This window comes from Fructobacillus sp. CRL 2054 (genome assembly GCF_028764065.1).
Lineage (GTDB): Bacteria > Bacillota > Bacilli > Lactobacillales > Lactobacillaceae > Fructobacillus.
Genome location: NZ_JACOFN010000004.1, coordinates 66,927 through 86,955 on the forward strand (window position 1 = coordinate 66,927; position 20,029 = coordinate 86,955).

Below are 20,029 nucleotides of genomic sequence, written 5' to 3' on the forward strand. Positions count from 1 at the left end.
TCACCTCCTAGGACATGGCCATTGGGGCGAGTTTGCGGGCGATTTCTTCCGAGGTCGGAATGGAAGGAATGGCGCCCGGACGTGAAACGGCAATGGCGGAGGCGGCGGAAGCGCGTTGGAGGGTTCGCTCAATGTTGCTGAGGTCTGGTTCGATTGTGGTGGCGATGGTACCAATGAAGGTATCGCCGGCAGCGGTGGTATCTTGAACGTCCACTTTGAAGTTTTTAACGGGACCAATCTGCTTACCAATGGCGAAGAAAGCACCGTCCTCACCGAGGGTAATGATTAGGTTATGAATTCCTAGTTGCTCTTGGTAGAGGGGGAGGCGGTCCTTTAGTGTCTTGTAGTTGGTGCTAGGTGGAAGATTGAGTAGGGCTGCTGCCTCTGTTTCGTTGGGTACGAGCAGGTCGGTGTTTCCTAAAATGGCGGACTCAATTCGCTGGGTGACAGGGGCTGGATTGAGGATGGTCATGGCGCCGGATTCTTTGGCGAGTTCGAATCCCCGTTGAATCACGGGACGGGGGACTTCGAGTTGAGCGACAACCACGTCGGCCATGGCGATGACGTCTTTGGCTTGGTTTACATCCTCGATGGTTAGTTCGGCGTTGGCGCCACCATGTACCAGGATGGTATTGTGGCCGTCTCTTTCCAGCATGATGTAGGCGGTCCCTGTTGGGCCCTTTTTACTTTGAATAAAGCGGGTGTTGATGCCCTCTTGTTCTAGCAGTTGAATGAAAGTTTGCCCTTCGGAATCGGAGCCAACGGCGCCGATAAAGGAAACAATGGCGCCCTGTCTTGCTGCGGCCACGGCTTGATTCGCCCCTTTTCCTCCAAAGTTCGTGGACTTACCCTCGATACTCAGGGTTTCGCCCTGCTGAGGGAGACGGTCAATCTTTTGCAAGACGTCGACGTTCAAACTGCCAATCACTACAATGCTCTTCATGATGAAATCCTCCGGGTGTTTTCTTTAATTTTAGGGGAGGGTTACGCGCGGGCGCGAGGCTGAGGACAAAAGAGGGTAGTAATTTAGCTTAACTAACAAATGTTTGCGACTTTGCTAGCCAGATTGAAATTTTTCTGATTGACTACAAGTAGAAAAGCTCGTTTGGGCTAGTAGTGAAAGACCGTATTAGAAGAGAGAAAAGGATGGTCGATTATGCTTCTTGTTGTGAATATTTTGAGTATTCCGCTTTTTATTTTTCTTGCTTACCTACTATCGAATGACCGGAAACAGATTCAGTGGCGGTCGGTGTCGATTGTCTTTGGATTGGAGTTATTGCTAGCCTGGCTCTTTACGAACTTTAAGGCGGGTCGGCAGGCCGTGATGGCTGCTGCCGATGGTTTTAACTGGTTAGTCGCCGCAGCCTGGAAGGGGATTGCCTTCGCCTTTCCGGAGTGGCTGACTTCCAATAATGGTGGACCGAACTTCGTGACGGGGGCTTTGCTCCCCATGCTGCTGGTGATTCCGCTCTTTGATATCCTGGCCTACTTCCGTTTCCTTCCCTGGATTATCAAATGGGTGGGCCGCGGACTGTCTAAGATTACCGGTCAGCCAAAGTTTGAAGCTTTCTTTTCCATTGAAATGATGTTTTTGGGGAACACGGAGGTTTTAGCTGTGTCTAAGGCGCAGTTGAACCAAATGTCAGCAAGACGAAACATGACTTTGGCCTTAATGTCCATGTCCTGTGTATCGGCTGCCATTATTGGTTCTTATACACAAATGATTCCGGGGCAGTATGTTTTGACCGCTATTCCTTTGAATATTTTGGGCGCCATTGCAGTGGCGGCTTTGTTGAACCCAACCAAGGTGGACGCGAAGGACGATGAGATTGTGCAGGTGAGCGATGACGGTGGGAAGCGGGAGCCTTTCTTCTCCTTCTTGAGCGGTTCAATTCTGGGTGCCGGGAAGATGGTGTTGATTATTGCAGCGACAGTAATTGCCTTCGTTTCTTTGGGAGAGTTGATTAATCAAATTCTGGGCTTGGTTGGGCTGAAGTGGTTGACGCTTGAAAATATCTTTGGTGTGATTATGTTCCCATTCGCATGGTTACTTGGGTTCTCTGTTGGGGATGCCTTCCAGCTGGCGCAATATATGGGAACGAAGTTGGTTACCAATGAGTTTGTGGTTATGGGCGAAGTTTCGAAGAACATGATGGCTGGTAAGGGACTCTTTGCAAACGACCACGCCCGAATTGTCCTTTCGGTCTTTCTGACTTCCTTTGCCAACTTCGGAACGATTGGTATGATCATTGCTTGTTTCAAGGGCTTGGTTTCACCTGAAAAGAACGACTATATTTCGGCACGAGTGCCTTATATGTTAGTTGCTGGGATTTTGGTATCACTGATTTCGGCGGCGATGGCGGGGCTGTTTGTTTGGTAATGTCTGAAAGGGGGAAGAAATGAGGAAAGTAATTGAACTAAATTTTGCTAATCCAGAAACATGGGCTATAAATGGACAAGAATTTGGGAAGGAAACATTTCATCGACAGGTAGAGCCTGTCCTTCCTGAAAATTTATCGGATAATGAAGTTCAAGTTGTTTTTCCGGATAACGTAGTGGTGATAACTTATACTTTTTGGAAGGGTTTTACCCAAGAGTTTATTAAGACGATTGGATATGAAAATATTTTTCAAAAAGTAGAATTTAAAACTTCCTCAGACAAATTGACAAGGGGATTATTGAATGAAATTGAGTGATTTGTTGATTTTAATGCCAAAGGAAATATTCATTAAAAAAGGCCAGCTAAATAGCTGACCAAAGATAAAGTAAAAGCCAGCGAAACTTCGCTGGCTTTTATCTTACATAAATTGTGAGAGGTCCTCTTGGGCGACAACTGTAAAACGTTTGCGTTCCAACTTCGTAATAATCTTACGGAGGACAGGTGAGTCAGGTGTCAAAGGCAAAGTGAAGAGCACAGCGAGTGGGCCGCCCTGGCTTGATGTTTGTAGTGACAAGACTGATTCGATGTTCGTGTAGCGGGTGATGGTGCGGGCCATGCGTTGGAGGTCGCCGCGGCGTTGACGGTCGCGAACGGCAATGGCTACGCCACCCTTGGCAAGTGACCAGGACTTGGCTAGAAGATCCATCAAAGCGGCGTGGGTCAGGATACCAACGAAGTGGTGCCCGTCGTCCACAACGGCGATGTATGGCAAATCGCGAATGGCGAAGAAGAGCTCGTAGAAGTCCGCTTTTGTTGAGATGAACTTCGTCGAGTTACGCATGATTGACGTTGCTTTTTGGTTGAGGTCGCCTTTGTTGGCAACAAACTCATAGACGTGTTGACGATAGATGTTTCCACGGAAAAGGTGGCCTGTGGAATCTAGGATGGGGATGGTCCGGAGATGCTGACCTTCCTTTTGATTTTCGAAGATGTCGTAAACTTCACCAATGGTGGTGTCTTCGGTCACGGTCAGCAAATCTTGCTTTTTGATAATCATTGACTTTGGAAACATGAGAAACCTCTTTTAAACGTACGTTCTTTCCTATATCCTAGCATACTTTTGGGGAAATTCGACTCTTTTACATGTTAAGATTATAGTAACGAACATTTTGGAGGGGAAAAGCATGAAATTCATCTTTGGTTTAGGAAATATTGGGGCGAAGTACGATCAAACCCGACACAATATTGGATTCATGGCGCTGGACCATTTTGCGGCCAGTCAGGGCGTTGACTTTACCCCAACAAAACTCTTTGGCCAAGCGGCCAAGTTGAACGTTGATGGGGAGACCGTTTGGTTAGTTAAGCCCACAACTTACATGAACGATTCAGGACAATCGGTTCGGGCCTTCTTAGACTTTTACGGTGGCAAGCCTGAAGATATTTTGGTCTTGAACGATGATTTGGACTCACCATTTGGTAAGTTGCGTTTTCGTGCCAAGGGGTCAGCCGGCGGACACAATGGTTTGAAGTCCATCATGGCGCACACTGGTACACAGAATTTCTTGCGTTTGAAGTTTGGTATTTCGCACCCGGATCACACGCACGAAGCGGTGGTGAACTACGTTTTGGGGAAGTTTTCAAAGGAAGATTTGGCCGAATGGGAAGAAACTTTTGAAAAGACGGACCAAGCATTACTCGATTGGATTAAGGGAGCAGATGCAGCGGCTCTAAGCAACCGCTACAACGGATAAGAATGGTTTTAGCGGATTACTTACAAAAAGAAAAAGAATTTCAGGTTTTTGCTGAACAGGAAAAGCCGGGGGAACGACAGTTACTCTTGGGACTTAACGGTGCGGCCAAGGCGGCCGGATTGGTATCCTTATTTAAAAGTCGCCCACGCCCCATCCTCCTGTTGACCGACACGGTTGCCCACGTCGAAGAACTGGCCCAGGACTTAACGGATTTGCTGGGTGCTGATCAGGTTTACCGCTTTGTGGCCGAAGAGGCCGTGGCAACGGAGCTGGCCATTTCATCCAACAGTCACGTGGCCGACCGCGTGGCGGCCTTGGTGGCCCTTGCCGAAGGAAAGCCAGGTATCTACCTGAGCAATTCTGCGGCTTTTTGTCGTTATGAACCAAAGGCTAGCGCCCTAAAGGCGGCTTGTCTGCAACTGCAGGTTGTACAACAGTATGACTTTGCCGAATTGAAGGGCCGTTTGGTGACCTTGGGTTACGTGAACACGCCCCAGGTGGAGCAGATTGGGCAGTTCGCCCAGCGCGGTTCGATTATTGATGTTTATCCTGCCGACCAGGACGAACCCTTCCGTTTAGATTTCTTTGACGACGAATTGGACCAGATGAAGACCTTTGATCCAATTAGCCAGAAGTCGACGGGGACGGTGCAGTCGGCTAACATCTTGCCGGCATCTGATTTGATTATGGATGAGGCAGCTTACGAGGCAGGGAAGACTGCGCTTGAGACGGCCTTTACTGATTATCGTAAAGAGGCGGCCGGTGTTGAAAAGAAGCACGTGACCGAAGGCTTTGCGCCAACGCAGCGGGCTTTGGATGAAGGTCGGCGTGACGAGGCAATCTTGCCCTATCTGTCTTATTTCTACCCAGAGAAGCAGACGATTCAGGACTATTTGCCCAAAGATGGTTTAGTAATTATCGATGAATACGCCCGGTTGCAGGAATCCTTGCTTACACAAACTGGCTTGGACAACGATTGGTTTGATTTGCAGGTGAAAAATAACCAGTTGATTCCACCTTTGGCCTTACGGGCCGAATTGGGTGACCGCCTGTCTGATTTGAAACAAGCCCAAACTTATTTGGCCAACTTGAAGCGTGGGTTGAATCAGTTAACCTTTAACCACTTGCTGGAATGGACTTCACGTCCAGCCAAACAGTATTTTGGGCAGTTAGACGCCTTGATGCCGGACCTGACTTTTGCAAAGGAACGGGGGATGACTTGGGTACTCTTGGTTGGTTCACAAGAACGAGCTGACCGCTTGGTGGAGTCCTTGGATTCCCGAGATGTGCAGGTGCCCATCCACCAGACAATTGAGGATAACCAGGTTCAGGTTGTCATTGGCAACTTGTCGGCCGGCTTTGAGTGGCCAATGGCCCACTTGATGGTCTTGACGGAGCGGGAGCTCTTTGCCAAAGCCCGCAAGCCGGTGGCCCGCAAGCAGAAGAAGCTGCAGAACGCCGAACGGTTGAAGTCCTATAACGAACTGTCCGTTGGTGACTATGTCGTGCACATTAACCACGGAATTGGTCAGTATCAGGGACTGGAGTCAATTGAGTCAAACGGCGGGAAGCAGGACTACTTGGTCATTGCTTACCAAAAGAACGCCAAGATTTTCCTACCGGTTACGCAACTGAACTTGATTCAGAAGTATATCGGTGGTTCTGATGCCGGGAAACGCCCAAAGATTAATAAGCTGGGCGGAACGGAATGGCAGAAGACTAAGAAGCAGGTCGAGGCCAAGATTGAGGACATCGCCGATGACCTCTTGGCTTTGTACGCCGAACGTGAGGCTAAGCAGGGCTATGCCTTCCCAGCCGATGACCAGGCCCAGTTGAAGTTTGACACGGCCTTTCCATATCCTGAAACGCCGGACCAGATTCGTTCGATTGAAGAAATCAAGGTCGACATGCAGAAGAAGCGGCCAATGGATCGCCTGTTGGTTGGGGATGTTGGTTTCGGTAAGACCGAAGTAGCACTCCGTGCCGTCTTTAAGGCGGCCCATGCGGGTAAGCAGGTAGCCTTGCTGGCACCAACAACCATTCTAGTGCAGCAGCACTACGAAACGATGCTGGAGCGTTTCTCGGACTTTCCAGAGATTCGTATTGGTCACCTGTCCCGTTTCCAAACGGCGGCTGAGAACAAGAAGACAATCGAAGCCCTCGAAAAGCACGAGATCGACATCGTGGTGGGAACCCACCGCTTGTTGTCAAAGGATGTGCAGTTTGCCGACCTGGGCCTGCTGGTTATTGATGAAGAGCAGCGCTTTGGTGTGAAGCACAAGGAACGCTTGAAGCAGTTGAAGGCCAACATTGACGTGTTGACTTTGACAGCCACGCCAATTCCTCGTACCTTGAACATGGCCATGGTGGGGGCTCGTGATCTTTCGGTGATCGAGACGCCACCGTTGAACCGTTTTCCAATTCAGACCTATGTGGTTGAACTGGACTGGACGCTGGTACGGGATGTCATTCAAAAGGAGTTGGCCCGCAACGGGCAGGTCTTCTACTTGCATAACCGAGTAGCCGACCTCGAAAACATTCGTTCTCAGATTGAAGACGTGGTGCCCGATGCTCGGGTAGCCGTTATTCACGGACAAATGTCTGAAGTTCAGTTGGAGTCAATTCTGTACGACTTCTTGAACCAGGAGTACGACGTGCTGGTGACGACAACCATCATCGAAACGGGCGTTGATATTCCAAATGCCAACACTTTGATTGTTGATAATGCTGACCACATGGGACTTTCCCAGCTCTATCAGCTCCGTGGTCGTGTCGGCCGTTCGGCTCGTTTGGCTTACGCCTACTTCACTTATCCATTTACGCGGACGCCTTCGGAAGAGGGGGAAAAGCGTTTGGAAGCCATTCGTGACTTCACGGAGCTGGGTTCAGGATTTAAGATTGCCATGCGTGACCTGTCGATTCGTGGGGCCGGTGATTTGCTAGGAAAGCAACAGCACGGCTTCATTGATTCGGTTGGATACGATTTGTACACGCAGATGCTAAAGGAAGCCGTTGCTAAGAAGCAGGGTGAGGAAAAGCCGGAAGAGGTGCAGCACAAGACCGACGCCGAGTTGGTTCTGGGCGTCTTGGCCTTCTTGCCGGATGACTATGTTGAAGATAACGCCCAGAAGGTCAACCTTTACCAGCAGATTCGTCGGGCACAGACCGACGAAGACTTTGACCAGGTCGAAGATGATTTGACCGATCGCTTCGGTGAGTTGCCAGATGAGACGGCCCGTTTGATTCTGGTTTCCCGATTGAAGACGATGGCCGATGAGACTGAGGTGACTCAGATTCGCCGTCAGAAGGACAAGGTCACGATTCGTTTCAACGAAGAGATGTCTCAAAAGCTAGCCGGTGAAGAAATCTTCATGGCGCTAAAGGACGTTCCTTATAAGGCGGTAGTGGATGGAAAGTCCGCTCAACTGGCCGTTACCTTAACCATTGATTTGAAACAAGAATCAGCCTACTGGCTGAACGCTGTTAAGGACTTCTTGGCTGCCTGCCAGAAAGCAACAGCAGAAAAGGATGAAGAAAATGCGGATTGATAAGTTTTTGAAGTTATCACGAATTATTAAGCGCCGGACGGTTGCCAAGGAATTGGCCGACCAAGGCCGAATTTCCATTAACGGAAAAGTCGCCAAGTCATCAGCTAACGTGGGTACCAATGACGAAGTGGAAATCCGTTTTGGAAATAAGACCTCGACTTTTAAAGTCTTGAAGTTGCAAGACATTGTAAAGAAGGATGAGGCACAGGATTTGTACGAAGTTGTTTCTGAGGAGTACCAAAGGGACTACAACAGCGAAGTTTAAGCTTTGGCAAACTTTTTGACTTCAACTTGTAACTGAATTGAAAATGTGTAAAAATGAGATTAAGGAGATATGACGATGGCAGATAGTAGTCGTTTACAATCAAATATTCGACCACTGAATGCGCGTATTGCTCAGCAAATCGCCGCATCTGATGCCAAGCGTGAAGCAACACGGCAGCATTATGCCCGTGCTCATCGTCGTCGTAAAAAGCAAATTGTGATTGTGGGACTGGCCATTGCGGCTGTTTTCATGGTCCAGTTAATCTTCGGACAGGTTCGTTTGCATGCCGCAAACAAGGCATTAACGAAATCTGAAAACCAATTAGTTGCTGTCCAGAAGTCAAACGACTCGTTGAAAAAAGAATCCAAGCAGCTCCAGGATGAAAATTATTTGAAGCAAATCCTGCGTGACCGCTATGGATACTCTAAGAAGAACGAGACGATTTATAACTTGCCAAACTAGGCAGGATGAAAAGCCACCCTCTGGGGTGGCTTTTTCTAAAAAAACATTATTAAAAAGTATGATTAAGAAAAAATGTTTGAGACAATCCAAGAAACAATTGAAAATTTAGCCCTCCCCAAGCGCGTTTTAGTGGCCTGTTCCGGTGGCTTAGACTCGACGGTGCTTGTCGACGCCCTCTGTCGTTACCGCTCGGATGTGTTGGTTTCGATTGCCCATGTGGACTACTGCCTCCGTGAGGAGAGCCGGGGGGATGCTGACTTTGTTCAGAATTTTGCTGAAGAACGGGGACTGCCTTTCTATAAAAAAGTCGCGGACCTATCTCAGGAAAAACAGGGGGTTGAAGAAAAGGCCCGCTTGATTCGCTTTGATTTCTTTGAGGGACTCTTGAAGGAGATTGGCGCTGGTGTGGTGATTTTGGCTCAGCATCAGGACGATCAGGCTGAAACCATCTTGATGCAAATTGTCCGTGGCGGTGTTTTCCAGCGCAAGTTTGGCATGAACCAGCAGAGTGGTCATTATTTACGTCCTTTTTTGAATTTTAAAAAGGCGGATTTGGCTGAATATGCTAAAGAACATCAGTTAACCTGGCGTGAAGATGTCACCAATCAGGACCCGGATTATACAAAACGTAACCAGATTCGTAACATCGTTTTGCCAGCACTGAATGAAGTCAATGAGCGGGCCCAGGAACACATTATTCAATTAGCAGAGCAGCTTTCCCGTGAAGAGTTGCTGATTGAAGGGCAGGCCAAGCGCTACCTCGAGCCTTTCTACAAAAACTATAACGATGTGCCACGACTTTGGTGGTTTCCATGTTTAAAATTAATTGCGACGCGAGCAGGACTTTATAATTTGAAAGAACGTCAGATTCAAGACGTTGTTGATTTGATGCGACAGAGTTCGAAGCCAAACGGGCGAATCACTTTGTCAGACGGTTATTACTTTGAGAAGTCCTACCAGACGGTTGATATTTTTAGAGCCAATCCAAACGAAGAAAAAAGCTCGAAAAAATTGCCGAAAGACGGCCAAAAGTCAGACATTCTTGTGTTAGAATTAGACCAATGGTATTTTTTGACAGATTTAAGGGTCAGAGTCCAATCAAATCGACCAAGTGAGTCGGATATGGGGTGCCTACCCCTGCCGGATAACTTAGAGGGTCGCTTCGAGTTGGTTTCTGCAAAGAGTAAGGACCGAATTCCTTTGAGTAGTGGTCATAAGACGGTTCGACGGCTCTTAATCGACGAGAAAATTCCAGTGGAAGATCGGTCGAAAACCTATCTTCTTTTGGACCAAGAAAAGAATGTTTTGGCGGTCTTTTTGGGACAGAAACGGTGGTATTTTACCCGTAACTGGCCGAAGGACCGACCAAGTGGCAAGCAATGCTTAGTATGGCGAATTGAGGAAAACTAGTGGATAACGATATTGAAGAAGTATTATTTGACCAAAAGCAAATCCAAGAGGCTGCAGACCGCTTGGGTGAGCAGATTACCAAAGACTATGCTGGGCAAAAGCCCCTCGTCCTTTCAGTGCTGAAGGGTGCCTACCTTTGGACGGCGGATGTGATTCGTAAGATTGACCTTTATGTTGATCTCGAATTCATCAAGATTTCCTCTTACCATGGTGGTGTTTCATCATCAAATGAAATCTCATTGGTAACTGATATTCACTCTGACGTAAAGGGTCGCGATGTTTTGATTTTGGAAGACATCGTTGATACTGGTCAGTCACTCCAGTTCTTGGAAGACCTTATTCTATCCCGTGGTGCAAATTCCGTTCGTGTTGCAACTTTGTTGGACAAGAAGGAAGGCCGCACGGTTGATATTAAGGCCGACTACGTTGGCTTTGACGTTCGCAACGAATTCGTTGTTGGCTACGGTTTGGATTACAAGGATTTGTACCGTAACTTGCCATACGTTGGTATCCTAAAGCAAAGTATTTATAAGTAAGCAGAACTTGAATCTGCCGGTTTGAATGGCTCATTAGTCAGTTCAGATAGTAAATTTTTAAAGATTGAGGAATTCAGATGAAAAATAAAAATGGCGGCTTTTTCAAAAGCTCCTTCTTGTATGTCATCATCTTCCTGGCTGTAATCGCAGGAATCTACTCCTTTATGGGTGGTTCCAACGGGTCAACAAAGACTCTGTCTCAGTCGGAATTTGTGAAGGCACTTTCTGATAAGGAAATTGACTCCTTTAGCATCCAGCCTGGAAACGATGTTTACACCGTTACTGGAAACTACAAGAAGAGCCAAAGCTCAAAGAAGAGTTCAAACTCTGGTTTGAACGCTTTGATTGCTCAGCAATCATCAACGACAAAGTTCCAAACTTCTGTCTTGCAAAACGATTCATCCATTAAGGACATCACGGCAGCAGCCAAGAAGTCCAACACCGAGATGACGACCAAGCCAGCCGCATCATCCGGCTTCTGGTTGAACCTCGTGATCTCAATCGTGCCAATGCTCTTGATTTTGGGTATTGCCTACTTGATGATGTCACAGTCAGCCGGTAAGGGTGGCCAGGGTGGCATGATGGGTAACTTTGGTAAATCAAAGGCTAAGCCTTCTGATCCAAAGGATAACAAGACCCGCTTTACGGACGTTGCTGGTGCTGACGAAGAGAAGGAAGAACTTGTAGAAGTTGTTGAATTCTTGAAGTCACCAAAGAAGTTCACCGAAATGGGAGCCCGTATTCCAAAGGGTGTCTTGCTCGAGGGACCTCCAGGAACTGGTAAGACAATGTTAGCCAAGGCCGTTGCCGGTGAAGCTTCCGTACCATTCTTCTCAATGTCAGGTTCTGACTTCGTTGAGATGTTCGTTGGTGTTGGTGCTTCCCGTGTTCGTGACCTCTTTGACCAAGCCAAGAAGGCTGCTCCTGCCATCATTTTCATTGATGAAATTGATGCCGTTGGACGCCGTCGTGGTTCTGGTATCGGTGGTGGAAACGATGAACGTGAACAGACATTGAACCAAATCCTGATTGAAATGGACGGGTTTGATAACTCTGAAGGTGTTATCATCTTGGCTTCTACTAACCGTTCTGATGTCTTGGACCCAGCCTTGCTTCGTTCTGGTCGTTTCGACCGTAAGATCATGGTTGGTGCCCCTGATGTTAAGGGACGTGAAGCCATCTTGAAGGTTCACGCTAAGAACAAGCCACTTTCTGATTCCGTTGATTTGGCTGCCATCGCCCACCAGACTCCTGGTTACGTTGGTGCCGATTTGGAAAACTTGTTGAACGAAGCGGCTCTCTTGGCTGCCCGTCGCAACAAGAAACACATTGATTCAGCAGACTTGGATGAAGCGGAAGACCGTATCTTCCAAGGACCTGCCAAGGCCAACAAGGCCATGTCTGAACTTGAACGTAAGACAACGGCTTACCACGAAGCTGGACACGCCTTGGTTGGTTTGGTGAAGTCCAACGCATCCGTTGTTCGAAAGGTTACCATTGTTCCTCGTGGACGCATTGGTGGTTACGCGTTGATGACACCAAAGACGGACCGTTACAACATCCGTTACTCTGAAGCACTCGAGCAGTTAGCTGGTTTGATGGGTGGACGTGCTGCCGAATTGGCAACCTTCAACGAAGCCTCATCCGGTGCTGCAAACGATTTCCAGCAGGCAACCAACTTGGCCCGTCAGATGGTGACGGCCTACGGTATGTCTGACAAGTTGGGTATGGTTCAACTTGAAGGAAACGCCTCTGTTTCATACAACGAAGGTGGCGGTGCCAAGTCTTACTCTGAAGAAACTGCGGCTTTGATTGATGAAGAAGTTCGTCGATTCACAACGCAAGCCTTCGAGGAAGCAACTAAGATTTTGACAGAGCACAAGGATAAGTTGGCTGAAATTGCCAACGCCTTGCTCGAAGTCGAATCACTTGATGAAAAGCAAATCAAAGACATCTACGAAACTGGTCACTTTACAAAGAAGGGTGAAGAAGACGAAGATGACGCCAAGTCTTATGACGAAGCAAAGGCTGCCTTGGACAACAAGGAAGACCAAGTTGAAAAGGCAGAAGAAAAGGGTGACAAGAATCCTGATCAGGCTTTGGAAGATGATTCTGAAGAGCCAGCATCAGCTGATGACGCCCCTGAATCTGATGACGATTCAAAGGCATAAGCGTATGAAAAAAGTTGGCTTCGGCCAGCTTTTTTTCTTGAAAGGAGACATTATGGCAGATCAATTAATTAAGGTCATTACAAAGGACGAGGTATTTCGTGCCTTCGCTGTTGATGGAACAAAGTTGGTAGAAGCAGCAGCCGAGTCCCATGAAACTTCTCGTTTGGCCACGGTCATTTTAGGCCGTGCCCTCTTAGCCACTGAAATTTTGGCGCAGGCCACTTTGAAGGGTGAGAAACGATTGAACGTGAAGATGGCGGGCCGTGGCCCAATCGGCCAAATCGTAACGGAAGCCGACACTCATGGTGCTGTTCGTGGTTACGTATCAAACCCAGATATCGAACCAATCGTCAACGATGATAACCAGTTGAACGTGGCTGGTGCCGTTGGAAATAACGGTTCCTTCCAGGTGACAAAGTTTGCCCCTTATTCAAACCCTTACATCGGGCAATCCATCATGGTGTCTGGTGAAATCGGTGATGACTTCACTTACTACCTCACGCACTCTGAACAGATTCCTTCTGTGATTGGGGTTGGTGTTACGATGAACCCTGATAACACGGTCAAGGCGGCAGGGGGATTCCTTGTCCAAGCTTTGCCAGGGGCCACAAACGCACAACTGGAAGACTTGAACGAAAAGTTGCAGAAGATGCCAGCATTGGCCACTTTGCTTGGTAACAAGAAGGGGCCTCTGGCAATTCTTGATGCCATTATCGGGGAGAACAACTACAGCAAGCTACAGTCGCTCGGTATTGGATTAGCGGCGGAACCTTCAAAGGATGCGTACGCAGCGCAGCTGGCGACTTTGCCATCACATGAAATCCAAGCCATGATTGACGAGGATGGTGGGGCAGAAGTCCGCGGCAAGTTCTCCGGTAAGCGCCACCACTTTACCGCCCACGAATTAGACATTATTTTGCAAGATGTCTTGAAACGGGAAGCGGCGCAGAAGAAGGAAGAAGCGCAGGACGCTGATTCTGACGCTGCTAACTCTGCGGATGATAAAAAATAAGATTCATGAAAAGTCGGCTCTGGCCGGCTTTTTTATTATCTTTGCATTTGCTATACTGATTAGTAGAGAAAATGCGAGTAAATCGCCGACAGGAAGGTAAATGATTCATGGCTGAAGAAAAAGCCCTTAATGATCAGATGCGCGCTCGTCGTCAAAAGATGCAAGCGTTGCAAAATGATCTTCAAATCGATCCGTTCGGCCACCGTTTCGATCGTGATTCGTTGGCTGCAGACCTCCACGAAAAGTTCGATGGTAAGAGCCAGGAAGAACTTGAAGCAAACCCCGTTAAGGTAATTATTGCCGGACGTATGGTTGCCAAGCGTGGAGCCGGTAAAGTTATTTTTGCCGATATCCGCGACCGTTCAGGTCAAATTCAAATTTACGCTCGTCGTGACGACTTGGGTGATAACTACCCAATCATCAAGCGTGCAGACCTTGGTGATTTCATCGGTATCGAAGGTACGATGATGAAGACTGAGGCAGGGGAATTGACTGTCTTGGTTTCACACTTGACGCACTTGTCAAAGGCCTTGCGACCAATGCCAGACAAGTTTCACGGAATTTCAGACGTTGAAACGCGTTACCGTAAGCGTTATCTCGATTTGATTGCCAACAAGGAATCATTCGTGCGTTTCCAACAACGTTCAAAGATTATTTCTGCTATCCGTGCTTACATGGAAAAGCAGGACTTCATGGAAGTGGAAACACCAATCTTGCAGACGCAAGCTGGTGGAGCCGCTGCCCGTCCATTCGTGACACACCACAACGCCTTGGATATTGATATGTACATGCGTATCGCCACTGAGCTTTACTTGAAGCGCTTGATTGTTGGTGGCATGGAACGTGTTTATGAAATCGGTCGTATCTTCCGTAACGAAGGAATGGACCCTAAGCACAACCCTGAATTTACTTCACTTGAATCATACGCGGCATACTGGGACTTCCACGATGTCATGGATGAAACAGAAGGTATCTTTAAGGCTGCTGCAGCTGCTGTGCACCCTTCATTGAAGTTGAACTACCAGGGAACGGATATCGACTTGTCAAAGCCATTTGCACGCAAGCACATGGTTGATTTGATTAAGGACCGCACTGGTGTGGACTTCTGGCCTGAAATGACGGTTGAAGAAGCTCAAAAGTTGGCAGATGACCACAAGGTGAAGTATGAAAAGTACTGGACGGTTGGTCACATCATCAACGAATTCTTCGAACAATTTGTTGAAGACACGTTGAAGGAACCAACTTTTGTTTACGGTCACCCAGTTGAAGTGTCACCATTGGCTAAGAAGAACGCCGATGACCCACGCTTCACTGACCGTTTCGAGCTCTTCATCATGGGGTCAGAATACGCGAACGCCTTTACGGAATTGAACGACCCAATCGATCAGCGTGCCCGTTTTGAAGCACAGGCCGCTGAACGTGACAATGGAAACGACGAAGCCGAAGGTATCGACGAAGACTTCTTAGAGGCCTTGGAATACGGTATGCCACCTACAGGTGGACTGGGTATCGGTATTGACCGTTTGGTCATGTTGTTGACGGATACGAACACAATTCGTGATGTTATCCTCTTCCCAACGATGCGCCCATAATTTTTTTAATAAAAGATATTGACGTGCTTAACTTTTCTTTGTATAATTATTGAGTTAGTTAAGCACTAATCATTCCGAATTAGCTCAGTTGGTAGAGCACACGACTGTTAATCGTGTTGTCGTCGGTTCGAGCCCGACATTCGGAGTATTTAAAAAAGGTCACAGGCTTGTCTGTGGCCTTTTTTGTGTCAATCATAAGTCTGTTAGATTGTTAATATGTCAATTATCCTTGCTTTATGGTGTTCTTTTCTGTATATTATCAAAGGGTCAATTATGAAAATGATTGCACACGAAATAACTGACGCCCGTGAGCGTCGATTTTGAAAGAAAAATATAATGTCAGCAGAAACAGAGCAAAGTGTTGAACACTTGCACTATCGCGACTTCTCTAAGAACCAGAAGATGACATTGTGGTCAACGGCCGCAGGATTTGGATTGGAGCACATGGATGCCCTCTTTATTTCCTTCGCCATGTCCTCAATCATTAAGTCATTGGGAATTTCAAACTTCGGTGGAGGGCTGATTTCAACCTTCTCAATGTTTGGAACTCTAATTGGTGGAATTGTCTTTGGAATGCTGGCCGACCGTGTTGGTCGTGTCAAGATTTTCACTTGGACCTTAGCCATCGTGGCCTTTGCCACTGGAGCGATTTACTTCGCCCATAACATTTGGTTAGTTTATACTTTCCGTTTCATTGCCGGTGTTGGAACCGGAGCCGAATACGGTGCCTGTGTGACTTTGATTGCCGAAAACTTTGCCAACAAGAAGATTGGTAAGTTGACGTCAGTTGCCCACATTGGTGGACAGTTCGGTGGAATCCTGGCAGCCATTGCCTCAGCCTTGATCATCCCAGCCTTTGGTTGGAACGCATTGTTCTTGGTTGGCTTGTTGCCAGTTGCCTTCGCCTTTGTTGTTCGTCGTCACGTTGGTGAATCAGACGATTTCGAAGCTGTTAAGGCTAGCCGTAAGCAGAAGCAGGAAACAGTTGCTCAAAAGGCGCCTGTCCTTGCCGTCTTCAAGACACCTGCCATGGCTTACCAAACAATTGCCTTGATCTTGATGATGATGGTTCAGACCGGTGGTTACTACGGGTTGATGAACTGGTTGCCAAAGATTATGCAAAAGCAATTGGGCTTGTCAATTTCATCATCATCACTTTGGATGATTGTGACAATCGTTGGAATGTCACTTGGTATGTACGCTTTCGGTTCAGTTTTGGACCGCTTTGGCCCACGCCTTTCATTCGGAGCCTTCTTGATTTTGGCTGCCGCAACGGTTTACTTGATTCTTGCTGCCCGTGATGCAACTTCATTGTTGATCATCATGATGGTCGTTGGATTCTTCTCAAACGGTATGTACGGTGGATTTGGGGTTGTTGTTTCACGACTATACCCAACGGAATACCGAGTAACAGCAAACTCTGTTGTTGCTTCAGTTGGTAAGTTGCTTGGTGGATTCTTCCCACCAATCATCGGTTTGTTGATGGACAAGTTCTCATTGACACACGTGATGATGTTCTTTACCTTTATCTACCTCTTCTCATTCGTCATTATGTTGACAATCCCAGCATTGCGCCGTAAGGACATTGAGTTCTAATAATTGATTTTAATCGAGTCGCCTTTGGGCGACTTTTTTAGTGCAATTAAAAGAGTGGATGGGGGTTAAAAAGTCGGATTTTAACGAAGTTTTTTCATGAAAATCGTTGACAGTTTGGATGGCAGATGGCATAATTAAATAGTTGTTTTGAAACAACAAACGTATTATTCCGAATTAGCTCAGTTGGTAGAGCACACGACTGTTAATCGTGTTGTCGTCGGTTCGAGCCCGACATTCGGAGTATACGCCGACGTAGCTCAGTTGGTAGAGCACGGGTATCGTAAACCTGGGGTCGGAGGTTCGATTCCTCTCGTCGGCATCTGGTAGCATCTCACTTTGGTGGGGTGCTTTTTTTGTGCGCTTTTTGGATTACATGGTGCGGAAGTTGGTGACGGTTATTTCTCTTTAAAGAAGGCACAAAAAAAGCAAACCCGAAGGTCTGCTTTTTTATCTGATGCGGATGGCGGGAGTCGAACCCGCACGTCCTAAAGCGGACACAGGATCCTTAATCCTGCGCGTCTGCCAATTCCGCCACATCCGCAACTTAACTTTTAGAATTTTACAGGGTATTTGGACTTTTGTCAAGGCGTTGTAAAAAAGTTCTATTTTTTTAGTCCTTAGGCCAAATATTTGTTAAACTAAGACAAGATTGGAGAATTGCTGATGAAGTTATTTAATTGGTCAAAAGACGACCAGGAAGATAAAACTGATTTGAGCCGGGTCGAATTCCTGCAAATGGAAAACGACCGGCTCTTAGATCAAATCGAGTCCTTAAAGCTCGATGTTACTGAATTGGAAGCAGAGAACAAGGCGATGGCAGACCAGCTTTCTCGTTCAGGGTTCATGCGTCGTATTATCCGAATTGGAATGGGCTTGGCCGTGCTTGCCTTAACCTACGCTTTGCTTGTTTTGGTTGGGGAACGTAATTCCAACTTACCATGGCTTATTTTAATTGAAGCGGCCTTTATTATTTTCATGGGCCGGGGTGAAGAGAAATGACCGGGGCGATGCGCCGGCCATTAGTCATGGCCAACTGGAAGATAAACATGGATCCTGACCAGGTTCAACCGTATTTGCAGCAGGTGATTCCTGAGGTGAATAAGGATACGGGAGCTGATGTCGCCATTGCGGCACAGGACCTGTACTTGACTCAGATGGTGAAGGAGACCGCGGGCAGTCGTTTGGCCATTGCGGCAGAAAACGCCCACTGGACGGACGATGGTGCCTATACAGGGGAAACCTCACCGAAGGCACTCGCCCTTGTTGGTGTCTCCTATGTCTTAGTTGGGCACTTTGAACGCCGTAAGCTCTTCAATGAAACGGATGAACGCGTGAACTTGAAGACCAAGGCAGCTTTGAAGAACGGTTTAAAGCCAATCGTTGATTTGGATGAGGACCTTTCAGCTTATGCTAAGGAAGACAAGAAGACAATTGTTTTGAAGCAGTTGAAGATTGCCTTGGAAGGAATTACGGCTGAAGAGATGGCCAATGTGGCCATTGCCTACGAGCCAACCTGGGCCATCGGGTCCGGAGAAGCGGCTTCTGCTGAGCAGGCCGAAAAGTCCGCTGAATTCATTCGCCAAAGTCTGGTGAACCTGTACGACCAAAAGGTAGCAGACCAGACGCGCATTCTCTACGGTGGCTCTGTCACAACGGAGAACGCCGCGGACTTCCTATCACAAGAAGACATTGATGGTATCTTGGTTGGAAAAGCAGCCTTGAAGCCGGAAAGCTTTTTGAAGCTGATTGACATTGCCCAGGAGACGGGCAGTGCTTCAAATTAAGAGCGCGATATTTGAAAAATTCACTTTTAGCCAGCCGGAGAAATTCGGCTGGCGTTTTTTTATTCCACAAATATGTGAAAATATCGACTTTCTCTTCTAGATAAGTGTTCAATTTACTAAATAAGGGTGGTATACTTTAAGTGGAATTATTTAGAGAATAACCCACAGACAAAAGGAGAACGAATAGATGTCTTTGATTTCTGATATTATCGCACGTCAAGTACTTGATTCACGTGGAAACCCAACGGTTGAAGCTGAAGTTATCACCGAAGTTGGTGGTTTCGGACGCGGAATCGTTCCTTCAGGTGCTTCAACTGGTGAACACGAAGCCGTTGAATTGCGTGATGGCGACAAGAACGTTTACGGTGGTAAGGGCGTATTGAAGGCCGTTGCTAACGTTAACGGTCCTATCGCTGAAGCCTTGGTTGGTAAGTTCGACGTAACTGACCAACGTGCCATTGACCAAGCTATGATTGCTTTGGATGGTACTAAGAACAAGGGTAAGTTGGGTGCCAACGCTATCTTGGCTGTCTCAATCGCCGTTGCTCGTGCCGCTGCTGACGAATTGGGAATGCCATTGTTTGCTTACATCGGTGGTATGAACTCATACGTTATGCCAACACCAATGATGAACGTTATCAACGGTGGTGCACACTCAGACAACAAGGTTGATTTCCAAGAATTCATGATCATGCCTGTTGGTGCTCCTTCAATCCACGAAGCTGTACGTTACGGTTCAGAAACTTTCCACGCTTTGAAGAAGTTGTTGGAAGCTGACGGTAAGGCAACTTCAGTTGGTGACGAAGGTGGATTCGCTCCTGACTTCGCTAACAACGAAGAACCATTGAAGTACTTGATCAAGGCCATCGAAATGGCTGGATACAAGCCTGGTAAGGACATCGCCATTGCTGTCGATGTTGCTTCATCTGAATTGTGGGATGCCGACAAGCAAAAGTACGTTTTGCGTTGGTCAACTAAGGAAGAATTCTCAACGCCAGACTTCATCAAGTACTTGGAAGACTTGGCAGACCGTTACCCAATTATCTCAATCGAAGATCCTATCGACGAAAACAACTGGGATGACTGGGCTGCAATCACTAAGGAACTTGGCAAGAAGGTTCAATTGGTTGGTGACGACTTCTTCGTTACAAACACTGAATACTTGGCTAAGGGAATCCGCATGGGTGCCGCTAACTCAATCTTGATCAAGGTTAACCAAATCGGTACTATGACTGAAACTTTGGAAGCCATCGAAATGGCTAAGGAAGCTGGTTACACTGCTATCGTTTCTCACCGTTCAGGTGAAACGGAAGACACAACCATCGCTGACTTGGTTGTTGCTACTAACGCCGGACAAATCAAGACTGGATCAATGTCACGTACTGACCGTATCGCAAAGTACAACCAATTGATGCGTATCGAAGAATTGCTCGGTGACACTGCCAAGTACAAGGGTGTTCACTCATTCTACAACTTGTCAGCACAAGCTCGTGAAGATATCATGAACAAGTAATTTATTTCG

The 20,029-nt window shown here is 47.3% G+C and carries 17 protein-coding genes and 4 tRNA genes; 18 read left to right on the top strand and 3 right to left on the bottom strand.

Annotated elements, in window-relative coordinates; translation table 11 throughout:
* Positions 1 to 7: 7 nt before the first annotated feature.
* Positions 8 to 943 (bottom strand): ribokinase, encoded by a 936-nt coding sequence (gene rbsK, locus H7198_RS02840; RefSeq protein WP_274458291.1) that lies wholly within the window; start codon positions 941 to 943, stop codon positions 8 to 10.
* Positions 944 to 1,156: 213 nt separating this feature from the next.
* Between rbsK and H7198_RS02845 the strand changes: the two genes are divergently transcribed.
* On the top strand, positions 1,157 to 2,380 hold the full coding sequence (locus H7198_RS02845; protein ID WP_274458292.1) for a NupC/NupG family nucleoside CNT transporter: 1,224 nt from the start codon (positions 1,157 to 1,159) through the stop codon (positions 2,378 to 2,380).
* 19 nt (positions 2,381 to 2,399) lie between these two features.
* A complete protein-coding gene (locus tag H7198_RS02850) occupies positions 2,400 to 2,696 on the top strand; it encodes a hypothetical protein (protein WP_274458293.1) in 297 nt (98 codons plus the stop codon).
* Positions 2,697 to 2,798: 102 nt separating this feature from the next.
* On the opposite strand, the gene cbpA is transcribed toward H7198_RS02850, so the two are convergent.
* Positions 2,799 to 3,452, bottom strand: a complete 654-nt coding sequence (gene cbpA, locus H7198_RS02855; protein ID WP_274458294.1) for a cyclic di-AMP binding protein CbpA — start codon at positions 3,450 to 3,452, stop codon at positions 2,799 to 2,801.
* A 112-nt stretch (positions 3,453 to 3,564) separates the two neighbouring features.
* Between cbpA and pth the strand changes: the two genes are divergently transcribed.
* From pth to H7198_RS02920, 13 genes are all read left to right on the top strand, one after another.
* The gene (gene pth, locus H7198_RS02860; RefSeq protein WP_274458295.1) at positions 3,565 to 4,131 is read left to right on the top strand and encodes an aminoacyl-tRNA hydrolase; all 567 of its coding nucleotides are present in this window, start codon (positions 3,565 to 3,567) and stop codon (positions 4,129 to 4,131) included.
* 2 nt (positions 4,132 to 4,133) lie between these two features.
* Positions 4,134 to 7,679 carry a transcription-repair coupling factor gene (gene mfd, locus H7198_RS02865; protein ID WP_274458296.1) on the top strand — a complete coding sequence of 1,182 codons (3,546 nt, stop codon included), beginning with the start codon at positions 4,134 to 4,136 and terminating at the stop codon, positions 7,677 to 7,679.
* Positions 7,669 to 7,944: an RNA-binding S4 domain-containing protein gene (locus H7198_RS02870; RefSeq protein ID WP_091502584.1), complete on the top strand. Its 276-nt coding sequence runs from the start codon at positions 7,669 to 7,671 to the stop codon at positions 7,942 to 7,944. Before mfd ends, H7198_RS02870 begins: the two co-directional genes overlap by 11 nt.
* Before the next feature lie 75 nt (positions 7,945 to 8,019).
* Entirely contained in the window at positions 8,020 to 8,406 is a 387-nt protein-coding gene (locus H7198_RS02875; protein WP_274458297.1) for an FtsB family cell division protein, read from the top strand.
* A 72-nt stretch (positions 8,407 to 8,478) separates the two neighbouring features.
* Positions 8,479 to 9,816: a tRNA lysidine(34) synthetase TilS gene (tilS, locus tag H7198_RS02880; protein ID WP_274458298.1), complete on the top strand. Its 1,338-nt coding sequence runs from the start codon at positions 8,479 to 8,481 to the stop codon at positions 9,814 to 9,816.
* Complete coding sequence (gene hpt / locus H7198_RS02885; protein ID WP_274458299.1) at positions 9,816 to 10,352, top strand: hypoxanthine phosphoribosyltransferase; 537 nt, start codon at positions 9,816 to 9,818, stop codon at positions 10,350 to 10,352. Before tilS ends, hpt begins: the two co-directional genes overlap by 1 nt.
* Before the next feature lie 77 nt (positions 10,353 to 10,429).
* Positions 10,430 to 12,523 carry an ATP-dependent zinc metalloprotease FtsH gene (gene ftsH, locus H7198_RS02890; protein WP_274458300.1) on the top strand — a complete coding sequence of 698 codons (2,094 nt, stop codon included), beginning with the start codon at positions 10,430 to 10,432 and terminating at the stop codon, positions 12,521 to 12,523.
* Between the two features lie 52 nt (positions 12,524 to 12,575).
* Complete coding sequence (gene hslO, locus H7198_RS02895) at positions 12,576 to 13,535, top strand: Hsp33 family molecular chaperone HslO (RefSeq protein WP_274458301.1); 960 nt, start codon at positions 12,576 to 12,578, stop codon at positions 13,533 to 13,535.
* A 107-nt stretch (positions 13,536 to 13,642) separates the two neighbouring features.
* Positions 13,643 to 15,127, top strand: coding sequence for a lysine--tRNA ligase (lysS, locus tag H7198_RS02900; protein ID WP_274458302.1), 1,485 nt, complete (start codon positions 13,643 to 13,645; stop codon positions 15,125 to 15,127).
* Between the two features lie 73 nt (positions 15,128 to 15,200).
* Positions 15,201 to 15,273, top strand: a tRNA-Asn gene (locus H7198_RS02905).
* Between the two features lie 190 nt (positions 15,274 to 15,463).
* Positions 15,464 to 16,723: an MFS transporter gene (locus H7198_RS02910; protein WP_274458303.1), complete on the top strand. Its 1,260-nt coding sequence runs from the start codon at positions 15,464 to 15,466 to the stop codon at positions 16,721 to 16,723.
* A gap of 168 nt (positions 16,724 to 16,891) precedes the next feature.
* A tRNA-Asn gene (locus H7198_RS02915) sits at positions 16,892 to 16,964 on the top strand.
* A gap of 5 nt (positions 16,965 to 16,969) precedes the next feature.
* Positions 16,970 to 17,042: transfer RNA gene (locus H7198_RS02920), tRNA-Thr, on the top strand.
* Positions 17,043 to 17,178: 136 nt separating this feature from the next.
* Here H7198_RS02920 and H7198_RS02925 read toward each other — a convergent pair.
* Positions 17,179 to 17,264: transfer RNA gene (locus H7198_RS02925), tRNA-Leu, on the bottom strand.
* Positions 17,265 to 17,386: 122 nt separating this feature from the next.
* Between H7198_RS02925 and H7198_RS02930 the strand changes: the two genes are divergently transcribed.
* The 3 genes from H7198_RS02930 to eno all read left to right on the top strand — a co-directional run bounded on the left by H7198_RS02930 (position 17,387) and on the right by eno (position 20,020).
* On the top strand, positions 17,387 to 17,722 hold the full coding sequence (locus H7198_RS02930) for a hypothetical protein (protein WP_274458304.1): 336 nt from the start codon (positions 17,387 to 17,389) through the stop codon (positions 17,720 to 17,722).
* A complete protein-coding gene (tpiA, locus tag H7198_RS02935) occupies positions 17,719 to 18,507 on the top strand; it encodes a triose-phosphate isomerase (protein ID WP_274458305.1) in 789 nt (262 codons plus the stop codon). The genes H7198_RS02930 and tpiA overlap by 4 nt, the downstream gene beginning before the upstream one ends.
* Before the next feature lie 187 nt (positions 18,508 to 18,694).
* Complete coding sequence (gene eno, locus H7198_RS02940; RefSeq protein ID WP_274458306.1) at positions 18,695 to 20,020, top strand: phosphopyruvate hydratase; 1,326 nt, start codon at positions 18,695 to 18,697, stop codon at positions 20,018 to 20,020.
* Positions 20,021 to 20,029 lie beyond the last annotated feature (9 nt).

Excerpts from the sequence above, each read along its gene's own strand:
- H7198_RS02875 (WP_274458297.1), top strand. The coding sequence starts at position 8,020 with ATGGCAGATAGTAGTCGTTTACAATCAAATATTCGACCACTGAATGCG.
- rbsK (WP_274458291.1), bottom strand. The coding sequence starts at position 943 with ATGAAGAGCATTGTAGTGATTGGCAGTTTGAACGTCGACGTCTTGCAA.
- eno (WP_274458306.1), top strand. The coding sequence starts at position 18,695 with ATGTCTTTGATTTCTGATATTATCGCACGTCAAGTACTTGATTCACGT.
- hslO (WP_274458301.1), top strand. The coding sequence starts at position 12,576 with ATGGCAGATCAATTAATTAAGGTCATTACAAAGGACGAGGTATTTCGT.
- tilS (WP_274458298.1), top strand. The coding sequence starts at position 8,479 with ATGTTTGAGACAATCCAAGAAACAATTGAAAATTTAGCCCTCCCCAAG.
- H7198_RS02870 (WP_091502584.1), top strand. The coding sequence starts at position 7,669 with ATGCGGATTGATAAGTTTTTGAAGTTATCACGAATTATTAAGCGCCGG.
- pth (WP_274458295.1), top strand. The coding sequence starts at position 3,565 with ATGAAATTCATCTTTGGTTTAGGAAATATTGGGGCGAAGTACGATCAA.
- H7198_RS02910 (WP_274458303.1), top strand. The coding sequence starts at position 15,464 with ATGTCAGCAGAAACAGAGCAAAGTGTTGAACACTTGCACTATCGCGAC.
- mfd (WP_274458296.1), top strand. The coding sequence starts at position 4,134 with ATGGTTTTAGCGGATTACTTACAAAAAGAAAAAGAATTTCAGGTTTTT.
- H7198_RS02850 (WP_274458293.1), top strand. The coding sequence starts at position 2,400 with ATGAGGAAAGTAATTGAACTAAATTTTGCTAATCCAGAAACATGGGCT.
- cbpA (WP_274458294.1), bottom strand. The coding sequence starts at position 3,452 with ATGTTTCCAAAGTCAATGATTATCAAAAAGCAAGATTTGCTGACCGTG.
- ftsH (WP_274458300.1), top strand. The coding sequence starts at position 10,430 with ATGAAAAATAAAAATGGCGGCTTTTTCAAAAGCTCCTTCTTGTATGTC.
- H7198_RS02845 (WP_274458292.1), top strand. The coding sequence starts at position 1,157 with ATGCTTCTTGTTGTGAATATTTTGAGTATTCCGCTTTTTATTTTTCTT.
- H7198_RS02930 (WP_274458304.1), top strand. The coding sequence starts at position 17,387 with ATGAAGTTATTTAATTGGTCAAAAGACGACCAGGAAGATAAAACTGAT.
- lysS (WP_274458302.1), top strand. The coding sequence starts at position 13,643 with ATGGCTGAAGAAAAAGCCCTTAATGATCAGATGCGCGCTCGTCGTCAA.
- tpiA (WP_274458305.1), top strand. The coding sequence starts at position 17,719 with ATGACCGGGGCGATGCGCCGGCCATTAGTCATGGCCAACTGGAAGATA.